The following is a 20,788-nucleotide window of genomic DNA, read 5'->3' on the forward strand; positions in this document are numbered from 1 at the left end:
TTAAGGCTGTTTCGTGTCGCTGATGCCATCCTCTACGACAGAAGGCTCCTTGGGATCAGGCAGGTTAGTATGACCAGAGCGGGCAATCAGGCGATTCTGGGCTTTGTATGTGTCACGTGTAATGGTCTTGGATTCGACGATTTTACCATCCACCTTTTTGGTGCGCATCGTCTCTACAATATATCCAGGTTGACCGTTCTGGAGCACCTGCTGAGCACCGTCAGGCAGTACGTTGCTCGATACATATTTCACGGGAGCACTTAATGTCTCAATTGTACGGGATTCCAGTGCATAACTGACGTTCTCCGGGAAGGTGCCGAAAAATTTGACCGTTAAGCTTCCACCTTCCACTTTGGCATGAATGAGCAGGGACTTGCCAGTATTGTTTTTGAACCGAAAATTGATGGAACCTGAGGCAAACGTGGCATCCAGTCCCTTCGGCAAATATTTGACGGGCAAGGAGTGGTTGCGGCGTTCTACGATGTCCAGTCCGGTCAACAGGGCTGCATTGTAAACCGTACTCGATACCTGGCAGATACCGCCCCCAATACCGGGGGTCAGTTGCCCATTCACGATAACCGGGGCTTCCCGGAAACCATAGTCTTCCTCGGCCTTCTTAATGACCTTCTCATAATCAAAAGTACCATTTGGCGGCAAAATCATGCCGTTAACGGCTTGCGCTGCTGCGCTGACGTTATGTATCCGGCCTGCACTGCTGTTTCCAAGGCCAGTGGAGAACTGAATGATCTTCCGGTCAATTCCCTCTTGGCGCAGCGAATTGAGAGTCACTTCGGGTTGCAGCGTATACAACGGCAGCTGAATCAACAGCGGGTTCGGCTTCGTATCATGGTCCAGTGGAGCGAAATCGCGGTGCAGTTTAGCCTGCATCAGGCTCGCGAGTTCATCCCAGGCGATCCGGCGGACGCCCTTTTCCGGGATGTACTGGACCTTGTCACTTGCGGTAATGCGGCGAACAGCGTTCGCGGGTGTACCGAAGGTTTCCTTTTCCCAGGCAGGATTAAGCTGCTCTCTCAGTGATTTTGAATTATACGTCAGCTTGAGGGACCACTCCTTAATGAAGTGATATCGGGCATAAGCGCGCTCCCACAGATTGCCTTCATCCAATTGCTGGACAGCTGTCCGGAAGTCGTCAGCACTGTAGCTGGCGCCTGTCTGGGCGGCGGTGAACATCAATGTTTTTGGTGTAGGATCGTCAATTTCAAGGGTGATCGGCCATGCTTCCATTTGTTTTAATCGTTCATCCAGTGCTGGTAGAACTTCCTTGCGATTCACGCCCTCAACCGACCACTCCCCAACACGTACACCTTCTGGTAGCGCGGGTTGGTTCACGTACATATACAGCAATCCATAGGACGCGGAACCGATTAAAAGGATGGAGAACAGTGCAATGACCATCAAATGTATTTTTTTCATATCCGAACGCTCCTTTGTACTTCTGTTGTTCCGCATTTCGTAACACTTTCCATATATATGATCCAATGATGGAAAACTTTCGGGTACTCAATAGGTAACAAATTTGTTACAATAAAATTCATATGAATCCATGCTTCACCATCGAAAAAGGGGTGAAATGGATTTTCCCTGATGAAATTCAGGTCTTTTTAAAGGAAATGCCGGGATTGTGTCGAAATGATAATGGCTAACTATGCAACGGGAAGTGATGATGTGATAGAAATGCAGGACGTGTGGAAGACCTACGCCAATGGTACCCACGCATTACAAGGGGTGTCGGTGAAGATCGACCGCAATGAATTTGTCTATATCGTCGGTCCGTCCGGCGCAGGCAAATCGACATTTATGAAATTGATGTACAGGGAAGAAGTTCCGACCAAAGGACAAATATCCATTAACGGATTTAATATCGGAAAGTTAAAGCCACGCAAAATTCCTTACGTACGCCGGAATATCGGCGTTGTGTTCCAGGATTTCAGGTTGCTGCCACGCATGACGGCATTTGAGAATGTGGCATTTGCCATGGAAGTTATTGAAGCACCGAAGCGTCACATTAAGAAACGAGTGATGGAAGTGCTTGATCTGGTTGGATTGCGCAGCAAGGCGAATCGTGAACCTTCACAGTTGTCGGGTGGGGAACAGCAGCGTATTGCCATCGCACGTGCCATCGTGAACAATCCGTCTGTTATTATTGCGGACGAGCCTACGGGTAACCTTGATCCGGAGACGTCATGGGGCATTATGCAGCTGCTGGATGAAATTAATTTCCGCGGAACCACTATTGTTATGGCGACCCACAACAAGGATATCGTTAATACGATGCGTAAACGGGTTATTGCGATTGAACGGGGACAGATTGTACGGGATCAGATGAGAGGGGAATACGGTTATGAATTTTAGTACTCTCTTGCGCCATTTACGGGAGGGATTCAAAAACGTATTCCGCAACGGCTGGATGTCCGTGGCCTCCATCATGTCCATTATCGTGTCATTGCTCATTCTGGGCGTGTTCATGCTGCTGGTGCTTAATGTGAATTCCATGGCCAACCAGGTGGACAGTCAGGTCGAGATCAGTACGTTTCTTGAGCTGAACGTGGATGAGAACCTGCGTAACACGCTGGAGCAGGAAATCAGTGCGATGCCTGAAGTCAGTGAAATTCGTTTTGTTTCCAAAGAAGAGGGACTCAAGGAGTTCCGTGAACGTCTCGGAGAAAGTGCAGACAATGTGCTGAGCGGTTTCGATGTGGATAACAATCCACTGCCGGAGACCATTGAAGTAGAGGTCATTGAACCGGAAACCGTCACTTTTGTGGCGCAAAAAATCGAAGCATTGAACGATAAACACCCGGAGAAGCCGATCATGAAAGTGAACTACGGCAAGGAAACGGTGGAAGTATTGTTCAAATTTACGAAGCTTGTCCGTAATATCGGATTTATTTTTGTTGGGGGACTGGGGTTAATGTCCATGTTCCTGATCTCGAATACGATTCGCGTAACGATTCTGGCCCGGCGCCGGGAGATCGGTATTATGAAACTGGTTGGTGCAACCAACACGTTCATTCGTTGGCCTTTCTTTGTCGAAGGGGCATTGATTGGATTGATCGGTTCGGCGATTACGGTAGCAGTACTGTTCTTCGGTTACAGCCGCCTGATGGCCACGATTGGTCAGGATGTATTTATGCAGATGCTTAATTTGATTCCACTCGGTGATATTTGGTTGCTGTTTGGAACACTGTTGATCGGACTCGGTGTGCTGGTTGGTATTTTGGGAAGCACATTGTCCATCCGCAAATCTCTTAACGTTTAATCGAAAAAGAATGGCAAAGCAGGTTCACAACTGAACACTGTTTGACGATATGTAGTAAAGACGGAGTCTTTAGTGTAAAGAAAGCAAAGAACATGCTGTTCACCACCTGTGCAGGTTGCTTTCTTGTGAATTCATAGGATGGGGGATCACATTTTGAAAAAAACAGCTTCGCTGCTGGCTCTAACGTTATTGGCCAGTTTGACGCTTCAACCTTCTGACGGATATGCCAAGAGTAGCATTAGCGACATTGATCAGCAGATTCAGCAACTGGAGAATAAGGCGGCTTCGGCCAAAAAGGAGCAGCAAAAGGCTGCCAGCAATAAAAAGGAAGCCCAGCATTACAAAAACAAGACCAATGCTTACTTGAAAGTCGTCATGGAGCAGATCAATGTGGTTAGTGATGAGCTGGCAAACGTATCGTTGCAGATTGAGAATACGGAAGAAGATCTCCGGACAACGAAAAAAGATCTGCAAGCCGCAGAAGAACGTATCGTTGCAAGAGAGAAATTACTTGAATCGCGTGTACGGCTGATGTATACAGACGGTGCCGTTTCTTATCTCGATGTGTTGTTAACTTCCACAAGCTTCTCTGATTTCTTGACTCGTGCCGATTCACTGAAAACGATTGTGGATCAGGATCAGCATTTGCTGGATGAACACAAAAAAGACAAGCAGCTCGTCGTGGACAAAAAAGCAGAACTAGATGTGCAATATGCAGAAGCCAAGAGTCTGTATGCGCAGAAGAAACAGCGTAAGTCCCAATTGAATGAGAAGGAACAGGAGAAGCAAGTGCTTCTCGCTTCTTATGATGCTAAGATTGAAGAGTCGGAAGAGCTGACGCAAGAACAGGAAGACGTATTGATGCAGATTGCCAGCAAACGTTCGGCCCTTCTGCAAGAGAAAAATAAATTGCGTGAGCAGCAAGCGGCGGCGGCAGCCAAAGCAAAAGCAGCAGCAGCTGCACGTGCCGCGGCAGCTGCGAAGGCGGCGACCAAGGTTAGCTCCAACAGCAGTAGCAGTAGCACGTCATACTCCAGTGGTAACGGTATCTTTGGCATGCCAGTATCAGGTGCGCGTGTATCTTCCGGTTTTGGACCTCGTATTCATCCGATCACGGGTGAAGTAGGTAAAATGCATGCAGGTGTAGACTTTGCTGTTGCTCAAGGAACGTCCGTTCATGCCGCTTCAGGCGGGATCGTCATCATGGCTGAATGGTATAGTGGATATGGTTACACCGTCATTGTTGACCACGGAGGCGGATTATGGACGCTATACGGTCATTTACGTGAAGGCGGATTTAAGGTTAGCAAGGGTGACACGGTAAGCCGTGGCGATATAATTGCTGAATCAGGCAGTACAGGCAACTCCACTGGACCGCATTTGCATTTTGAAGTACGTGATAATGGAACAGCAGTGAATCCATTTAACTATTTGTAGTTTTTAGCCAACAGTTGGAATGGAACAAACATATTCCGTACAAGCTAGGCATATACTAAGCTGGCATGTTCAGGGAATGTTTCACGGAGCAATTGAATTTGACACGCTTCAATACTAAAGGCGGTGACAAACGGATGATGAAGAAAAGATCGGCCCTGCTGCTTGTCATTGTAGCCCTTCTCGGAGGCAGCCTGCTTACGCTGGTGCTGATGAGTTCACCTGGTCTGGCACAAACGACACCTGGTGAAGGATTGCTCGCCAGCGTTACAGGCAGTTCGCAGCAGAAGAACGATTTGAAGAAGATTGAAACCGCGATGGATTTGATCTCAAGCAACTATTATAAAGACGTGGATCGAACCAAACTGATTGATGGTGCGATCAACGGCATGATGGAATCCCTTGGTGATCCGTACTCCAACTATATGGGGCAGGAAACAGCAGCCCAGTTCGAGGAGTCGATTGAAGGTTCATTTACCGGAATCGGCGCAGAGGTATCCTCACAGGATGGAAATGTGGTAGTGGTATCACCGATCAAAGGATCACCTGCCGAGAAAGCGGGTATTCGCGCGAAAGACATGATCATGTCCGTGAATGGTGAATCCCTGCAAGGTTTGGAACTGAACAAAGCCGTTAACAAAATCAGAGGTCCAAAAGGCAGTGAAGCGAAGGTACAGGTTAAACGTGCTGGATCTTCCGAGCTGATTGAATTTGTCATTGTGCGTGATGACATTGATCTGGAGACGGTGTACGCCCACATGGAGGATAACGGTGTTGGTGTGATTACAATCACCCAATTCTCGCTGAACACAGGAGATCGCTTTAAGGAAGAACTGGCGAAGCTGGAGAAGCAGAACATGAAGGGCCTGATCATTGATGTTCGTAATGACCCGGGTGGTGTTTTGCAGGTCGTTATTGATATTGCAGAGCAATTTGTTCCGAAAGGCAAAGTTATTGTTCAAGTCGAAGACAAGAACGGTAAAAAGGAACAAAGCAAATCGAACGGATCAGGTAAATCGTACCCAATTACGGTATTGATGAACAAAGGAAGCGCGAGTGCGTCGGAAATTTTGGCTGGTGCATTGCAACAGTCGGCAGGCGCAACGCTGGTTGGGGAAAACTCCTTTGGTAAAGGCACCGTACAGACGAGTTATGACAAGCAAATGGGTGATGGCAGCCTGCTGAAAATCACCATCGCGAAATGGCTGACTCCGAACGGAGACTGGATTCATGAAAAAGGGATCAAACCCGATATCGCGGTGAACCAGCCGGATTACTTCTCGGTGGCACCAATCAACAAAGAAAAATTACCTTTGAAATACGACAGCAATAGCACGGATGTGAAAAGTGCGCAGACGATGCTGAGAGGACTTGACTTTAAGCCGGATCGTGTAGATGGATACTATGACCAAAAGACAGAAGAAGCGGTCAAAGCATTCCAGAAACAAAAAGGCATTCAGGCAACTGGCCAGATTGATGAGAAAACCGCGGAATCACTGGAAGCGGCTCTGATTGAACGCATTGCCAATCCTCAATATGATGCACAGCTGAAGCGCGCGATCGAAAATGTCTCAAAGGATATTTCGTCCGCAGTGTCGAAGCCATAAAGAAGGCTGATTTTCAGCCTTCTTTTTTTCTGAACCGGCTGAAGGAGAGGGGTGACCGTCCACAATGGAATGGGCTTGGCCATGGTTGACCACATTAGGAGAAGCATTGTTGCAGTTGTTTATTCAGCCGTTTTATTATATTGCGGTAATCTTGATTGCTCTCGTTTATCATCGTCAACTCTTACAGGAACGTAAATTGTTCCACGTTCGTTTGCAAAGCTCGATCACACAGACCATTCGTGCAGTACTTGGAGGTATTGTAATCGGTGTAGTGGTCTCCGTTATATCGCTGTTTCTCGGGGCACATCTTACACTGAGCAGCCTGATCTGTATATGGGCAGCTACGTTATTCCTGGCATTATTCCGTATCCGATACTTATGTTTTGCTTATGCTGCAGGTTTGCTTGGTGTGTTGCAGTTTGGTTTAAATATGGCTTCGGGCTGGCAGCCGGCAGGATGGATGGGAAGTGTCACTGAAGCATTACGTGCACTGGATATGCCCGCACTGCTTGTGCTCGCAGCTGTATTACATATCGGTGAAGCATTGATGGTACGTATGCAAGGGGTATCCATGGCATCACCTTTGCTCTTCGAGGGTAAACGCGGCAAGCTTGTTGGAGGCTATCAGTTGCAGCATTTCTGGCCGATTCCGTTACTGATTCTGGTTCCTGTTACGGGCGGGGCTGAATTGCCATGGACCGCCCTGATCAGCGGAGGGAATAGCTACATGCTGGTTGCGCTGCCGATTATGCTCGGATTTGGAGAAGTTACGCAAAGTATGCTCCCCGGGAAAAAAGTTCAGATTTCCGCAAAACGATTGCTGTTATATGGGACAGGACTTCTTGTGCTCAGCCTCCTGGCTGCATGGTGGTCTCCACTCATGGTTGTCGCAGCATTGGCTGCTTTCATTGGGCATGAGTTCCTGGTGTGGTACAGCGGCTTTGAGGAGCAAAACCGCAGCCCGCTGTTTGTACACCCTGAGCACGGCTTGAAGGTGCTGGGCGTCATTCCTGATAGTCCCGCGGAAGAACTGGGGATTGAAGCAGGGGAGACCCTGTACAAGGTGAATGGCGTATTGGTGCATTCGCCTGAGCAATTACATCGCGCATTGCGGATGAATCCGGCATTTTGTAAGCTGGAGGTACGTAATCATCAGGGTGAGAGCAAGTTCATGCAACGGGCGATCTATGAAGGTGAGCATCACCAGCTCGGGGTGCTTATGGCTCCGGACAATCATGAAGCCTGGGCGCTCCGCTTGCGTCCGCTAACTCTGTTTCATATCGTAAGTCTCAAATTGTTCGCACGACGTCGGAAAGATCAGCTTGATGTTGAGGCTCCACTGGCACTGCCACCCGCCCCGGCGGGGGAGCAAAGAACTGTAGAGATGTAATGACGAAAGGGTATTTCCTCCGCCTAATTAGGCGAGGGAAATACCCTTTTTGCTACTTTTTTAACATGAAAATGGCGATCTGAGTCCGGTCGCGCAAACTAAGCTTGCCGAGAATATCCGTAACATAGTTTTTGACTGTGCCCTCACTCAAGAATAGTTTTGCGGCAATTTCTTTATTGGACAGCCCTTCTGATATAGCCTCTGCAACAGCCATTTCCATACGGGTTAGTCCGTAAGAGTCAATGGGTTCATGTGTCTGAGGCGCTGCAGCAGGACGGAGTAGACTCGCGAGCTTACGAGCAATATCGGGATGAATCAACATATCCCCGTTATGTACAGTCTTGATGCCCTGAATGATCCGGTCAGGTGGCACATTTTTAAGTAAATAACCGCTGGCTCCGTTTTGCAAAGCCTGGATAATATACTCATCATCGTCAAACGTAGTAAGCATCAGTACACGCACGTCAGGGAAACGTGTTTTAATGATTCGGGTACCTTCAACTCCATCACAATTTGGCATGCGAATATCCATAAGTACAACGTCGGCAATTGTTCCGGACTCCAGCAGTTCCAGAGCTTCCCGGCCGTTTGAAGCTGTACCTGTAACGGTAATGCCGGGATCGAGTCCAAGCAGGACTTTGAGACTTTCACGGATAAAGGAATCATCATCCGCAAGCATCAGCCGAATGGACTCAGGGTGAACAGAATGGCTCGAGTTATTTAATTCATTCAGGTCTGACATGAGCAAATCACTTCCTTTTTCAGATCAGTTCAGCTTTGTTCGCCATAGGCAGGCGTGTAATCACCGTATAGGGATAGTCCGACTTGATCTCCAGTTTCCCACCAACCAACTGTGTGCGTAGGCGCATTCCTTCAAGTCCCATGCCGAGTCCTGTAGACTCTGCTTTTAAGCCCGGGTTAGCACGTGATCCTTCACGTCTGCCTTTCGTTTGTTCCTTGGTGGTAAAGGTATGGATCTTCCCATCGTTGCTGATGGACATACAGATTTCTCTTTCTCCAAATTCCAGTTCCACCGTAATCGTAGTAGCATTTCCATGTCGGAGTGCATTGGTCACGGCCTCTTTGGCATTTTTGTACAAGACAATCTGCATACTGGGATAGAGTGCATGTGAATGCCCACGCACTTCGTAACGCGTTTTCACACCTGTTTCCCGGCCAACGTCTTCAAGCAGACGATCTAATGCATAGGCATCGGATTTATAAGAGTCAGGCCGCAATTTGTGAAGCGTGGTGCGCATGTCATCCATACTGGAGGCCAATTGATCCCGAATCTGTCTCACCATTTCTGTGCCCTGTTCAGGATGTATAGGGAGGGTCAAGAGGGCTGCCTCAGACATCATTTTAGTACGAATCAGGCGATGACCAATATCATCATGAAGCTGTCGGGATATCCGGGTACGCTCCTCAACCTGTGCCGCTCCTTCAAGCTGCTTCGTGAATTGCAGCAATTGTTCGCGTGCCTCCTGAAGCTCGTAATGTTTACTTCTCAGCTCATCGTACACCTGTTCAAGCTGCCCACGACTGCTCGCGCTTCTAGACCCCTGCCAAGAGAGTGTTGCGGTGATGAGCAGGAGCAAGTTACCTGCAACCCGAGCCATTGTCTCTTGGGTGAAGCTAAAAGGAATGGCCGTGTTGGTGTGAAGTGTAAGCCACGCATGAAGCTCCTGTGGTGGGGCGTAATACCAATGTAGCGCAATATTGCTGGCTATAAGCTGAATGGCGAGCATTAACCATCGCTGGGTCCTATCCAGTCTGTACATGTACACATAAAGCGCAGATAAGGAGAGGAAAAACATAAATGGGCCATATAGAGCGATCAGCCAGCAGCTGAAGAGGATTTCGGCCGCGAGCAGCAAAAGCTGCATACTTGAACGGGAGAAGTCTTTCCACACCGCGAGTCCTAGCGCAATGATAATATACAGAGTATAGCTATCTTCTTGTTCCAGGGGTAGCACCAGAATGTACAGGACCGCAGGAACTATGAGTAAACCGTATTGCAGCAACCGCATCGGCATATGTCAAAGACATCCTTTATTTTAGAAGTGAAGGTATACCTTCCGGTAATGTATGTCGATTATATCATAGGCAGTTTTCCCAACCGAAGATGACTTAAGTCACCTTTGTTTCATGACCTTTCGTACCTTCGCAGAAGATCACAATTCGTTACAATACAGATATGAAAATCCAGTCGCAGGAAGCTGGACGGAAGAGGAGTGTATAATCTATGGCTATGCTTGAAGTGGATCACGTCGTGAAACGATACGGTAGCAAGCTGTCAGTGGATCATTTAAATCTGAGTGTCGGTAAAGGTGAAATTTTTGGATTGCTTGGACCCAATGGAGCTGGGAAAAGTACCACCATTAGCATGATTGCTGGTCTTTTAAATATGGATCAGGGTGAAATTCGGTTGGATGGCATATCAGTCAAGGAGCGGCCGCTTGAAGTAAAACGCAAAATCGGGCTGGTACCACAGGATCTGGCTCTATACGAAACGATGACCGCTGCGGAGAATGTCACTTTTTTTGCCCGACTATATGGACTCCGTGGAAAAATGCTTAAAGAAAGGGTGCAGGAATCCCTCGAATTTGTAGGTTTGCAGGACAAAGCGAAGGATGCCCCGTTCACTTTCTCTGGCGGTATGAAACGCAGGCTGAACATTGCGTGTGCCATTATGCATCGGCCGGATTTAATCATTATGGATGAACCAACAGTGGGCATTGACCCGCAATCACGGAATCATATTTTGGAGTCGGTCCGTACGCTTAATCAGATGGGGTCAACCATTATTTATACAAGTCATTACATGGAGGAAGTTGCTGCAATCAGTCACCGGGTAGCGATTATGGATCGGGGGCATATCATCGCCTGCGGCACCGAAGCAGAACTGAGAGAACGGGTTGCATCTGAGGAAAAAATAGTGCTCACCACTTCGGGCATTGGTCACGACGTTGTGGAGAAGTTAAAACTTCATCCCCGTGTGCGTGCGGTAGAAGTATCAGACAATACATTGACTATTACGCTGCCTTCTGCACAGCAGGACCTACAGGATATGCTCTTCATTTGCAGCAAACATGAAATCTCCATTCAATCGCTCAAGGTTGAAGAGCCTGATCTGGAAACGCTCTTCCTTAATCTGACCGGACGTACGCTTCGGGACTAGGAGGATGTCAGATGAACATATGGCATATTTGCATCTTTGAATTGAGACGGATTCTGAGAATTCGTTCCGTTCTGCTGAATCTGTTTATTCTGCCACTGCTGCTCATCTTTATATTGGGTACTGCTCTTTCCAGTACAATGGGGTCGGCAAATGAAGCCATTCCTGACCCGGTGAGAGTAGGCATCATTCAAACTGAAAAGAATTCCGGTTCTGGAGCGATCAGCGAAGCTTTAAATACATTTGTGACATCTTTGGCAGTAAGCGAAATGATGAAGGTACAGAACATACCTACGGAAAAAGAGGCTGTAAGTGCACTGCGACGTGGTGATCTGGATTTTGCTGTAATCGTCCCATCAGATCTGGAAGAGCAGGTCATGAAGGGGGGAGAGGCAAGGTTGCAATGGATACTGGGGAAAGATGGCACGCTCAATGTTGTAGGTGAGACTTTGTTTACGCGGTTCACGGATGAACTGAACAGACAGGTCGCTGCTGCGAAAGTGTTAGGTCCTGACGCAGTAGCTGCAATGGCTGAGCATTCACAGACCAATAGAACGAGCTCTTCATATATAGCCGTCAGCAGTCCCGGAGAAGTGGGTACCTCTTATAGTGCTTCACAATATTATGCAGCTTCCATGCTCGCCATGTTCATGCTTTACTCAGGTATGACAACCAGCAACAGTCTGTTTGGTGAGAGAGACAAAAAAACGCTAACTCGCTTACAGGCAGCTCCAATCGGCAATGGGGTCATTTTTGGAGGGAAAATTGCAGGCAACAGCCTAATTGCTTTCTTGCAGGCCATCATCATCGTACTGGCGACACATTGGTTATATGGTGTGAACTGGGGCACACATCCCTGGCTAATTGTTCTAATCTGTGTGCTGATTACGCTGGCTTCCATGACTCTCGGCGTGATTGTTGCCCTGCTTTTCAAGAATTCCGCATCCGCAAGCGCCGCTCTTCAAGGCATCATTATTGCCATGACATTTATTAGCGGTGGATTTACACCCATTGCCGTTGGTTTTGTACAGCGAATAAGCGAATTTACGGTAAACCACTGGGCTTTGCAAAGTTTTCTGCGGATGATGCTGAACGCTCCCTTAAGTGAGATTATGTACAGCATCATGATGCTTGGTTCGGTATGTGCAGTAATGGTGGCGGCAGCGGGACTGATCTATAGAAAGGCGGGATATCGCTATGAATAGCCTGAATATTGCCTGGCTGATGATCCGGCGCACGATATTGCGCAAACGTGGTTTCATCACATTCTTTCTTCTTCCTTGCCTTGTCGTCACAGGAACAATTGCGCTGTTTGGGAGCGAGGAGGGAACACGTGCAGTCATTCCTTATGTAAACGAGGATCAGGGTGCAGCAGGCAGATGGATCTTGGATGAGCTTGGCCGCAAAGAGGAATATTTGCTCAAACCCATGAAAACCGTTGGGGAAGTTAATGAAGCCATCGCGCAGCAAAGGGGGAGTTCAGGACTCGTCATCCCGGCGCATTACACGGACAATTTACTGCAAGACAAACAGCCTGAAATCCAGCTGGTAGAACTTCGTGTCAGTGAAAGCTCTTATACGCTTAGAGCTGCTGTTGAAGGTTTGGCGGCGGGATTGAATCAATCTGCTTCGGCAGTATTGGCAGCAACAGATGCGGCATCGGGTGAGACTCCTGATCCAGCTCTGGCCCAAGCAAAATTTAAAGAGCTGTTAATTGAACTTGGTAAACATCAAATTTCGGGTGAAGCAACTGAGCTGAAGATTTATCCAAAACCGGGTTTGAACAACGTAACCGGATTTACAATTATGTTCATGATGGGTCTGCTGACCAGTACAGTTGCTGTTATTATGGAAGACCGCAGGAAGCGGACGATGGCCAGAGTCTACACGGCGCCGGTCCGCGCTTATGAAATTGCACTGGGCAATTTTTTGGGAAGTTTTGCGATCGGTTTGATCCAAATTGTTTTGGTGCTGGTGATTAGCAGATGGGGGCTACATTATGATGCGGGGCTTCCATTTGGCATCCATCTTCTCATTCTGGCCGCATTTATGCTGGTCTCCATGGGGATTGCGAGTACGGTTGCCGGTTTGATTCGTGAATCCAAAAATGCAACTATGCTGAATTCACTGATTATCACACCGACGTGTATGATTGGTGGCTGTTTCTGGCCGCTGTCGATCATGCCGGATTACATGCAAAAACTTGCTAATTTTGTTCCGCAGAAATGGGCGATTCAAGCGGTGGAAACGATCTCTGCTGGTGGTACGTTGTCAGATATTACAATGCCGCTACTGATACTGTTTGGCATGGCAGCTATTTTACTGACGGTGGGTTCTGCGATTCTTCGTCCCAGCCAGCCAGGCGTAGATGCGTAATGTGTTGATCGTTTGTATGATGAAGGTAATCACATCGTGTGCCATTGCTGTACAACGAAGAAAATAAGGATCTGTCGTTTAGCAATAAGAGATAGAAGTATAAAAAAAAGCACGTTCTGCTGAATCGAATTCAGTAAGAACGTGCTTTTTATAATAAAGCAAGGATGCTTCATAGGAAATGTTGGAGATTAAGGCTGGAGTTGACGTAAAACGGTGATTTCCACACGTCTATTTTTTTGCCGCCCTGCGGCGGTAGTATTATCCCCAGTTGGGCGCGTATCCGCGTATCCGGCATATTGAAATCCGTCAGGGTCAAGCTTTTCTTTGTCGAGAAAAAATCGCAATACAGACAGTGCACGTTCCCCGGAAAGCTCCCAATTGTCTTTATAGGTTGCGTTCGCTCCGACAGGAACGTTGTCCGTATGTCCTTCAATGCTGACAACCGTGCTCAGATCACGGAACAGGCTTGCCAATTTGCTCAGTGTGGGTGCAGCATCACTTTTGAGTGCGGCCTTTCCCTGATCAAACAGGAAGCGGTCGCTGAGTGTGATAGAGATGCCTTGCGGCTTGTCCGCAACAAAAATCTGATTTTCCAGTTTATTGTCTTCGATATACTGGGTAATCACATTGAACAGATTTTGCAGTTCCTGCTCCTGTGATCTGAATTGCTCTTCCCGCTCCGTAAGTGGCTGATCTTCATCATCTGGCGTACCTGTCTCGGAGCCGGAAGGAGAACCTTCGCCTTCTCCGGGATCTTCACCCTGAATGTGAGAAGGTGGATTTTTGGTAATGGCTTGTCCAGCAGTACCACCAAGGCCTTCCCCTTGATCAAGCAGGGAATTGGATTGGTTGAAAGTATTTTGCAACGATTGAGTAACCACATCGTATTTACCAGAATCCAGATTGCTCATGGCATACATGATCACAAAAAAGATCAGTAGCAGGGTAATGAGATCGGCATAGGTAATCATCCAGCGATCTCGATGATCTCCAGGTTCACGTTTTCCGCGCCGTTTACTGCGCCGACTCATCCAATCCCTCCTTCACTACAGGACGTGTAATTTGGCGGTGAGTAAGTGTAAAGGACTCGAGCCGTTTACGCACAAGCTGAGGGTTTTCCCCGTTCTGGATGGATAGTACGCCTTCGAGCAGCATTTCCATCGATTGAATTTCGTCTGCTCCACGGGATTTAATTTTAGAAGCAATGGGTAAAAAGATAAGATTGGCACTGGCGACCCCGTAAAGGGTTGCGGTAAAGGCAACAGCAATTGCTGGTCCGAGTCCGGTAGGATCGGTCAGACTGCCAAGTACCTGAATAAGTCCCATCACGGTACCAATGATACCCATCGTTGGAGCATAACCGCCTGCTGATTCAAAAATTTTGGCATAACCTTCATATTTTTGTTCGACGGAATCAATCTCCATCTCCATGATCTGGCGAACTACATCCTGATCTGTGCCATCGACAACCATTTGAATACCATCTTGTAAAAATGGATGCGGATGGTCTATCACTTTTCGTTCCAGTGCAAGTACGCCTGAGCGGCGAGCAATTGAAGACATATCTACAAGTTCTTCAACCCACTGGCTTGAGTCATTGTTGTTACGCCCAAAGGCCATGCGGAGGGCAGCAGGAATCGTACGCAGCCGATGTGCAGGGAAACTGGCAACAACTGCGGCGATCGTTCCACCAAATACAATTAGAGCAGCGGTCTTTTGCATCAGACCGGATAATTGGCCACCTTCCCATAAGAAACCACTAATGACTGCGGCAATCCCGGCAATAATGCCGATAAGTGTCGCAATATCCATAAATTAACCCACTCCTATCTTTAGTTCGCGATTGCATCACTTGCACAGACGAGGTATAATTAAACGGGAACAAATATTCTTATTACTATAAGTTTTCCCATATGTAAATTCGGGGAACTTCGACAATATATAGTGACTATTATTTTAGACGATAGGGTGAGATACGGCAATGAGCGATATTATAATGAGCGACAAAACGTTCGAAATCGAGTCAGAGTTTTCTCCCCAAGGTGATCAGCCTGTAGCCATTGAAGAATTGGTGAAGGGTGTTCAGGAAGGGAAGAGATATCAGACGCTGCTGGGTGCAACCGGTACAGGTAAGACATTCACCATTGCACAGACGATTGCCAAGCTGCAACGTCCCACGCTGATTATTGCCCACAATAAAACGCTGGCAGCACAGCTTGCAAGTGAGTTCAAAGACTTTTTTCCGAATAACATGGTTGAGTATTTTGTCAGTTACTACGATTACTTTCAGCCAGAAGCCTATATTCCTTCCTCGGATACGTATATCGAGAAGGATTCAAGTATCAATGAAGAGATCGATAAGTTGCGCCATGCGGCTACGAGTTCATTGTTTGAACGCAGGGATGTCATTATTGTAGCGAGTGTATCCTGCATCTATGGTTTGGGTTCGCCGCACTCCTATTCCAGCATGCTTCTGTCCCTACGGGTAGGGATGGAGAAACCACGCAATCAGATTTTGTCTCGTCTGGTAGAGATTCAATATCAGCGTAATGACATTAACTTTGTGCGTGGCACGTTCCGCGTTCGCGGTGACGTTATCGAGATTTTCCCTGCATCAAAGGGTGAACATGCGATTCGGGTGGAATTGTTCGGTGATGAGATTGAAAAGATTACGGAGATTGACGTGTTAACTGGAGAATTGGTTGGCGAACGTGAACATATCGCCATCTTCCCGGCATCTCACTTCGTAACCCAAGAAGAGACGATGCGTGTCGCGCTGGTGAACATTGAGCGTGAACTGGAAGAACGTCTTGAAGTGCTGAGAGAACAGGGGAAATTGCTGGAGGCTCAGCGACTGGAGCAACGTACACGTTACGATATCGAGATGATGAAGGAAGTAGGGTTCTGTTCAGGGATTGAGAACTATTCCGGACCACTGACGTTCCGTGAACGAGGCGATACACCTTACACACTGATGGACTATTTCCCAGATGATATGTTGATTGTGGTCGATGAGTCCCACGTGACGCTGCCACAGATCCGTGCAATGTATAACGGTGACCAAGCACGGAAGACTGTACTTGTTGATCACGGATTCCGTCTGCCATCTGCACTGGATAACCGTCCGCTCAAATTCGACGAGTTTGAAGAAAAGATGAATCAGATCATTTATGTATCCGCGACACCAGGTCCTTACGAGATAGAGCATACGGATACGATGGTACAACAGATCATTCGTCCAACCGGTCTGCTTGATCCAATTATTGAACTGCGTCCAACGAAGGGGCAGATCGATGACCTGATCGGTGAGATTAACGACCGGATTGCGAAAGACGAGCGGGTTCTGATTACAACATTAACGAAGAAGATGTCCGAGGATTTAACAGATTATCTGAAGGAGATCGGAATCAAGGTTCGTTATTTGCACTCCGAGATCAAGACGTTGGAGCGTATGGCGATCCTGCGTGATCTAAGGCTAGGGGTTTTCCATGTCCTTATCGGAATCAACTTGCTCCGGGAAGGTCTGGATCTTCCAGAAGTTTCTCTGGTAGCCATTTTGGATGCCGACAAAGAAGGCTTCCTACGCTCGGAACGCTCACTGATCCAAACGATTGGTCGGGCAGCGCGGAACAGCGAAGGTAGAGTCATTCTGTATGGTGACAAAGTGACGGATTCGATGGATAAGGCGATTAAGGAAACGGAACGCCGTCGTGCAATCCAGATTGAATATAACGAAGAGCATGGCATTACACCACAGACGATACGTAAAAAAGTGCGTGATGTGATTGAAGCAACCAAAGTTGCCGAATCCAAGAAAGACTATCTTACAGGCGCTGCCGAGAAGATGTCGAAGAAGGAACGTCAGTCACTTATTCAGCGCCTAGAGGCAGAGATGAAAGACGCAGCCAAAAACTTGCAGTTTGAGCGTGCTGCTGAACTTCGCGATGCATTGCTGGAACTGCGCGCAGAATAGCTTATTAAGCAGACTGTAGAAATATAAGATAGAGGCACAGTAATGAATGTGTCGCAGCAAGGATAGATCTGCAACAAGAGAACGGCCGGGTGGCCGTTCTCTTGTTGAGTCAGGAAATCAGTGATGTCTACCGATAATTAGACATGTTGAAAACCTAAAATCAGGTCTATACTGATAGAAAAGTTGAAATTGGTTAAAAGGTTTATAGGAAAACATTTGGAAGTCGTGTACTCGGGAGCCGGGCCGAAGGCAATGGCGACCATCGCGAGCAGGCGAAGCCGTGAGCGCCCTGGTGTTTAAGGGGAGCCGAGCCAAAGGCAATGGCGACCTTCGCGAACGAGGCAAAGCCGTGAGCGTCCTAGTGTTTAAGGGGAGCCGAGCCAAAGGCAATGGCGATCTTCGCGAACGAGGCGAAGCCGTGAGCGCCCTCTCGTGGTAGAGCGGCCGTCCAAGAGACCAGCGATCGGCTGGGATCTTGGACGAAGCTGCGGGCACACGACAACCTTCACATAGCAAGACCCGACCATTCACCATTGCACCGCTTGTTTCGGGTGTCCAGAGGGCTGTGCCCTTTGGGGCCCTCCCTTGGAAGGGAGGGTTTGGGAGGGATCGAAAAGCCTTTAAAAAAGGTTGGAATTTCAACATTGAAAGGATGAATACCATTGGCGAGCGAGAACATTGTCATCAAAGGCGCGCGAGCGCATAACCTCAAAAACATTGATATCACCATCCCGCGTGACCGTTTTGTTGTATTGACCGGTCTGAGTGGCTCAGGCAAGTCCTCGCTGGCTTTTGATACGATATATGCCGAAGGACAGCGACGTTACGTTGAATCATTATCGGCTTATGCACGACAGTTTCTGGGGCAGATGGAGAAACCGGACGTTGATTCCATTGAAGGATTATCCCCGGCTATCTCCATAGATCAGAAAACGACAAGTCGTAACCCGCGTTCTACTGTGGGAACCGTTACGGAAATCTATGACTATCTGCGTCTGTTATTTGCACGTGTGGGACATCCTCATTGTCCGGATCATGGCGTGGAAATTAGCTCCCAGACCGTTGAACAAATGGTAGACCGCATAATGCAATATCCTGAACGGACCCGGTTGCAGATTCTGGCACCGATTGTCTCGGGACGCAAGGGTGAACACAAAAGTGTGTTTTCCGATATCTCCAAACAAGGTTTTGTCCGTGTTCGAGTGAACGGAGAGTTACGTGATCTGTCCGAAGATATTCAATTGGAGAAGAACAAAAAACATACGATTGAAGTTGTGGTTGACCGGATCGTGATCAAGGAAGATGTGCAATCACGTTTGGCCGACTCTATTGAGACTGCACTTAATCTGTCCGGTGGACAACTGCTGGTAGATATTATGGGTGAAGAAGAACTGCGCTTCAGTTCCAACTTTGCCTGCCCGGTGTGCGGGTTCAGTATTGAAGAGCTGGCGCCGCGCATGTTTTCATTCAACAGCCCATTTGGCGCCTGCCCGGATTGTGATGGATTAGGTGTCAAAATGATTGTTGACCCGGACCTGTTAGTACCGGATCGTAGCAAAACAATTGAAGACGGTGCGTTTGATGCTTGGACAGGTGGCACATCCACCTATTATCCGCAGTTCCTCAAATCGGTATGCGAGCACTTTAACATTCCACAAAACGTACCTGTAGAAGATTTGCCTGCTGAACAAATGAACAAGCTGTTGCAGGGTACAGGTACGGAGAAAATTCGTTTCCGGTACGAGAATGATTTTGGACAACGGAAAGAAGCACTGGTTACCTTTGAGGGTATTGTGAATAATCTGGAGCGCCGTTACCGTGAGACAGCATCCGAAGGTATCCGTGAATTCATTGAAGGTTATATGAGTGCTAAGCCTTGTGGAACATGTAAAGGTCAGCGACTGAAACGTGAAAGCCTTGCTGTTACGATTAACGATCACAACATGGCTTATGTGACAAGTTTGTCCATTGGAGAAGCTGGTCGTTTCTTCGACTCGCTACAATTGAGTGAAAAAGAAGAAATAATCGCTAAGCTTATTTTAAAAGAAATCAACAGCCGTCTCGGCTTCCTGGTAAACGTAGGATTAGATTATCTGACCCTGAGCCGTGCTGCAGGAACGTTGTCCGGTGGTGAAGCCCAGCGGATCAGACTGGCGACACAGATTGGTTCCAGCCTGATGGGTGTACTGTATATTCTGGATGAGCCGAGTATCGGTCTGCATCAACGGGATAACGATCGTCTGATCTCAACTCTCGCTCATATGCGGGATATCGGTAACACACTGATCGTGGTTGAACATGATGAGGATACGATGATGGCAGCCGATTATATTATCGATATTGGTCCTGGGGCAGGTATCCACGGTGGTACCATCATGTCTCAGGGCACACCGGAAGAAATCATGAATGACGAGAACTCGTTAACGGGTCAATATCTGAGCGGGCGCAAGTTTATTCCGGTACGTACGGAACGTCGTAGTGTCGGGGACCGCTGGCTGGAAGTGCGTGGAGCGAAGGAAAATAACCTGAAAAACCTCAATGTAAAAATTCCAGTGGGTGTATTCACCGCAGTAACGGGTGTATCCGGCTCGGGTAAATCAACGCTAATTAATGAGATTTTGTATAAAACGCTGGCGCGTGATTTGAACCGCGCACGAGTACGCCCAGGTCAGCACAAAGAGATTCGCGGTCTGGAACATATCGATAAAGTCATTGATATTGACCAGTCTCCAATCGGACGGACACCACGCTCCAACCCGGCTACTTATACAGGCGTTTTTGATGACATCCGTGATCTGTTTGCACAAACCAATGAAGCCAAAGTGCGCGGATACAAAAAAGGCAGATTTAGTTTCAATATTAAAGGCGGTCGTTGTGAAGCATGTCGCGGGGACGGCATTATCAAAATTGAGATGCACTTCCTGCCAGATGTCTACGTGCCTTGTGAGGTCTGCAAAGGCAAACGGTACAATCGTGAAACCCTTGAAGTCAAATACAAAAATAGAAATATTGCAGATGTGCTGGAAATGACGGTAGAGGATGCAACGCAGTTCTTCGAGAACATTCCGAAAATTCATCGCAAAATGCAAACCTTGCTCGACGTGGGGTTGGGCTATATTAACTTGGGACAGCCTGCAACAACCTTGTCCGGTGGTGAAGCACAACGCGTGAAGCTTGCTTCCGAGCTGTATCGTCGCAGTACGGGTAAAACCATCTATATTCTGGACGAGCCAACGACTGGTCTTCATGTCGATGATATTGATCGTCTGCTGAACGTCCTGCACCGTCTGGTGGATTCCGGAGAATCGGTACTGGTTATCGAGCATAACCTGGATGTTATCAAAACAGCCGATTATATCGTTGATCTGGGTCCAGAAGGTGGAAGTGGTGGCGGAACCATTGTTGCGACAGGTACGCCAGAGGATATTATTAAAGTGGAAGCTTCATATACAGGTAAGTACTTGAAGCCAGTATTGGAGCGGGATACGGAACGAAGCAAGACGTTGCAATTGACGGAGTAAATGCTCCAGTTTACAGCTTGTTTTTAAAT

The 20,788-nt window shown here is 47.8% G+C and carries 15 protein-coding genes; 10 read left to right on the forward strand and 5 right to left on the reverse strand.

All coding sequences use genetic code 11. The annotated features are described in order from the left end of the window. Nucleotides 1–1,434 carry a VanW family protein gene (locus MHB84_RS16190; protein ID WP_076287640.1) on the reverse strand — a complete coding sequence of 478 codons (1,434 nt, stop codon included), beginning with the start codon at nucleotides 1,432–1,434 and terminating at the stop codon, nucleotides 1–3. 252 nt (nucleotides 1,435–1,686) lie between these two features. Here MHB84_RS16190 and ftsE point away from each other — a divergent pair, with 252 nt between their 5' ends. The 5 genes from ftsE (at nucleotide 1,687) to MHB84_RS16215 (ending at nucleotide 7,711) form a co-directional block, all read left to right on the forward strand. Then, nucleotides 1,687–2,373 carry a cell division ATP-binding protein FtsE gene (gene ftsE / locus MHB84_RS16195; protein ID WP_024631580.1) on the forward strand — a complete coding sequence of 229 codons (687 nt, stop codon included), beginning with the start codon at nucleotides 1,687–1,689 and terminating at the stop codon, nucleotides 2,371–2,373. Then, nucleotides 2,363–3,280 (forward strand): permease-like cell division protein FtsX, encoded by a 918-nt coding sequence (ftsX, locus tag MHB84_RS16200; protein ID WP_063567509.1) that lies wholly within the window; start codon nucleotides 2,363–2,365, stop codon nucleotides 3,278–3,280. Before ftsE ends, ftsX begins: the two co-directional genes overlap by 11 nt. Nucleotides 3,281–3,433: 153 nt before the next feature. Continuing rightward, nucleotides 3,434–4,717 carry a murein hydrolase activator EnvC family protein gene (locus MHB84_RS16205; RefSeq protein WP_076287641.1) on the forward strand — a complete coding sequence of 428 codons (1,284 nt, stop codon included), beginning with the start codon at nucleotides 3,434–3,436 and terminating at the stop codon, nucleotides 4,715–4,717. Nucleotides 4,718–4,851: 134 nt separating this feature from the next. Then, the gene (locus MHB84_RS16210) at nucleotides 4,852–6,321 is read left to right on the forward strand and encodes a S41 family peptidase (RefSeq protein ID WP_076287642.1); all 1,470 of its coding nucleotides are present in this window, start codon (nucleotides 4,852–4,854) and stop codon (nucleotides 6,319–6,321) included. Nucleotides 6,322–6,385: 64 nt separating this feature from the next. Then, nucleotides 6,386–7,711 (forward strand): PDZ domain-containing protein, encoded by a 1,326-nt coding sequence (locus MHB84_RS16215; RefSeq protein WP_076287643.1) that lies wholly within the window; start codon nucleotides 6,386–6,388, stop codon nucleotides 7,709–7,711. A 52-nt stretch (nucleotides 7,712–7,763) separates the two neighbouring features. On the opposite strand, the gene MHB84_RS16220 is transcribed toward MHB84_RS16215, so the two are convergent. Together MHB84_RS16220 and MHB84_RS16225 are read right to left on the reverse strand one after the other, a co-directional pair. Beyond that, nucleotides 7,764–8,453, reverse strand: a complete 690-nt coding sequence (locus MHB84_RS16220) for a response regulator transcription factor (protein ID WP_076287644.1) — start codon at nucleotides 8,451–8,453, stop codon at nucleotides 7,764–7,766. Nucleotides 8,454–8,472: 19 nt separating this feature from the next. Further along, nucleotides 8,473–9,747: a sensor histidine kinase gene (locus tag MHB84_RS16225; protein ID WP_076287645.1), complete on the reverse strand. Its 1,275-nt coding sequence runs from the start codon at nucleotides 9,745–9,747 to the stop codon at nucleotides 8,473–8,475. A gap of 209 nt (nucleotides 9,748–9,956) precedes the next feature. On the opposite strand from MHB84_RS16225, the gene MHB84_RS16230 reads away from it, so the two are divergent. Genes MHB84_RS16230 through MHB84_RS16240 form a run of 3 tightly spaced genes read left to right on the forward strand, consistent with a single transcriptional unit; the run spans nucleotide 9,957 to nucleotide 13,265 of the window. Beyond that, a complete protein-coding gene (locus MHB84_RS16230; protein ID WP_076287646.1) occupies nucleotides 9,957–10,892 on the forward strand; it encodes an ABC transporter ATP-binding protein in 936 nt (311 codons plus the stop codon). An 11-nt stretch (nucleotides 10,893–10,903) separates the two neighbouring features. Beyond that, the gene (locus MHB84_RS16235; protein WP_076287647.1) at nucleotides 10,904–12,094 is read left to right on the forward strand and encodes an ABC transporter permease; all 1,191 of its coding nucleotides are present in this window, start codon (nucleotides 10,904–10,906) and stop codon (nucleotides 12,092–12,094) included. Next, the gene (locus MHB84_RS16240) at nucleotides 12,087–13,265 is read left to right on the forward strand and encodes an ABC transporter permease (RefSeq protein ID WP_076287648.1); all 1,179 of its coding nucleotides are present in this window, start codon (nucleotides 12,087–12,089) and stop codon (nucleotides 13,263–13,265) included. The genes MHB84_RS16235 and MHB84_RS16240 overlap by 8 nt, the downstream gene beginning before the upstream one ends. Nucleotides 13,266–13,453: 188 nt before the next feature. Here the strand turns inward: MHB84_RS16240 and MHB84_RS16245 are convergent, their stop codons facing one another. Together MHB84_RS16245 and MHB84_RS16250 are read right to left on the reverse strand one after the other, a co-directional pair. Then, nucleotides 13,454–14,296 (reverse strand): flagellar motor protein MotB, encoded by an 843-nt coding sequence (locus tag MHB84_RS16245; protein ID WP_076287649.1) that lies wholly within the window; start codon nucleotides 14,294–14,296, stop codon nucleotides 13,454–13,456. Next, entirely contained in the window at nucleotides 14,280–15,077 is a 798-nt protein-coding gene (locus tag MHB84_RS16250; RefSeq protein ID WP_076287650.1) for a flagellar motor protein, read from the reverse strand. The genes MHB84_RS16245 and MHB84_RS16250 overlap by 17 nt, the downstream gene beginning before the upstream one ends. Before the next feature lie 169 nt (nucleotides 15,078–15,246). Here MHB84_RS16250 and uvrB point away from each other — a divergent pair, with 169 nt between their 5' ends. After that, nucleotides 15,247–17,238, forward strand: a complete 1,992-nt coding sequence (gene uvrB, locus MHB84_RS16255; protein WP_076287651.1) for an excinuclease ABC subunit UvrB — start codon at nucleotides 15,247–15,249, stop codon at nucleotides 17,236–17,238. Between the two features lie 662 nt (nucleotides 17,239–17,900). Further along, nucleotides 17,901–20,759, forward strand: a complete 2,859-nt coding sequence (gene uvrA / locus MHB84_RS16260) for an excinuclease ABC subunit UvrA (protein ID WP_076287652.1) — start codon at nucleotides 17,901–17,903, stop codon at nucleotides 20,757–20,759. The last annotated feature ends 29 nt before the right edge of the window (nucleotides 20,760–20,788 follow it).

It is taken from the genome of Paenibacillus sp. FSL F4-0087 (assembly GCF_038020215.1).
Classification (GTDB): domain Bacteria; phylum Bacillota; class Bacilli; order Paenibacillales; family Paenibacillaceae; genus Paenibacillus; species Paenibacillus taichungensis.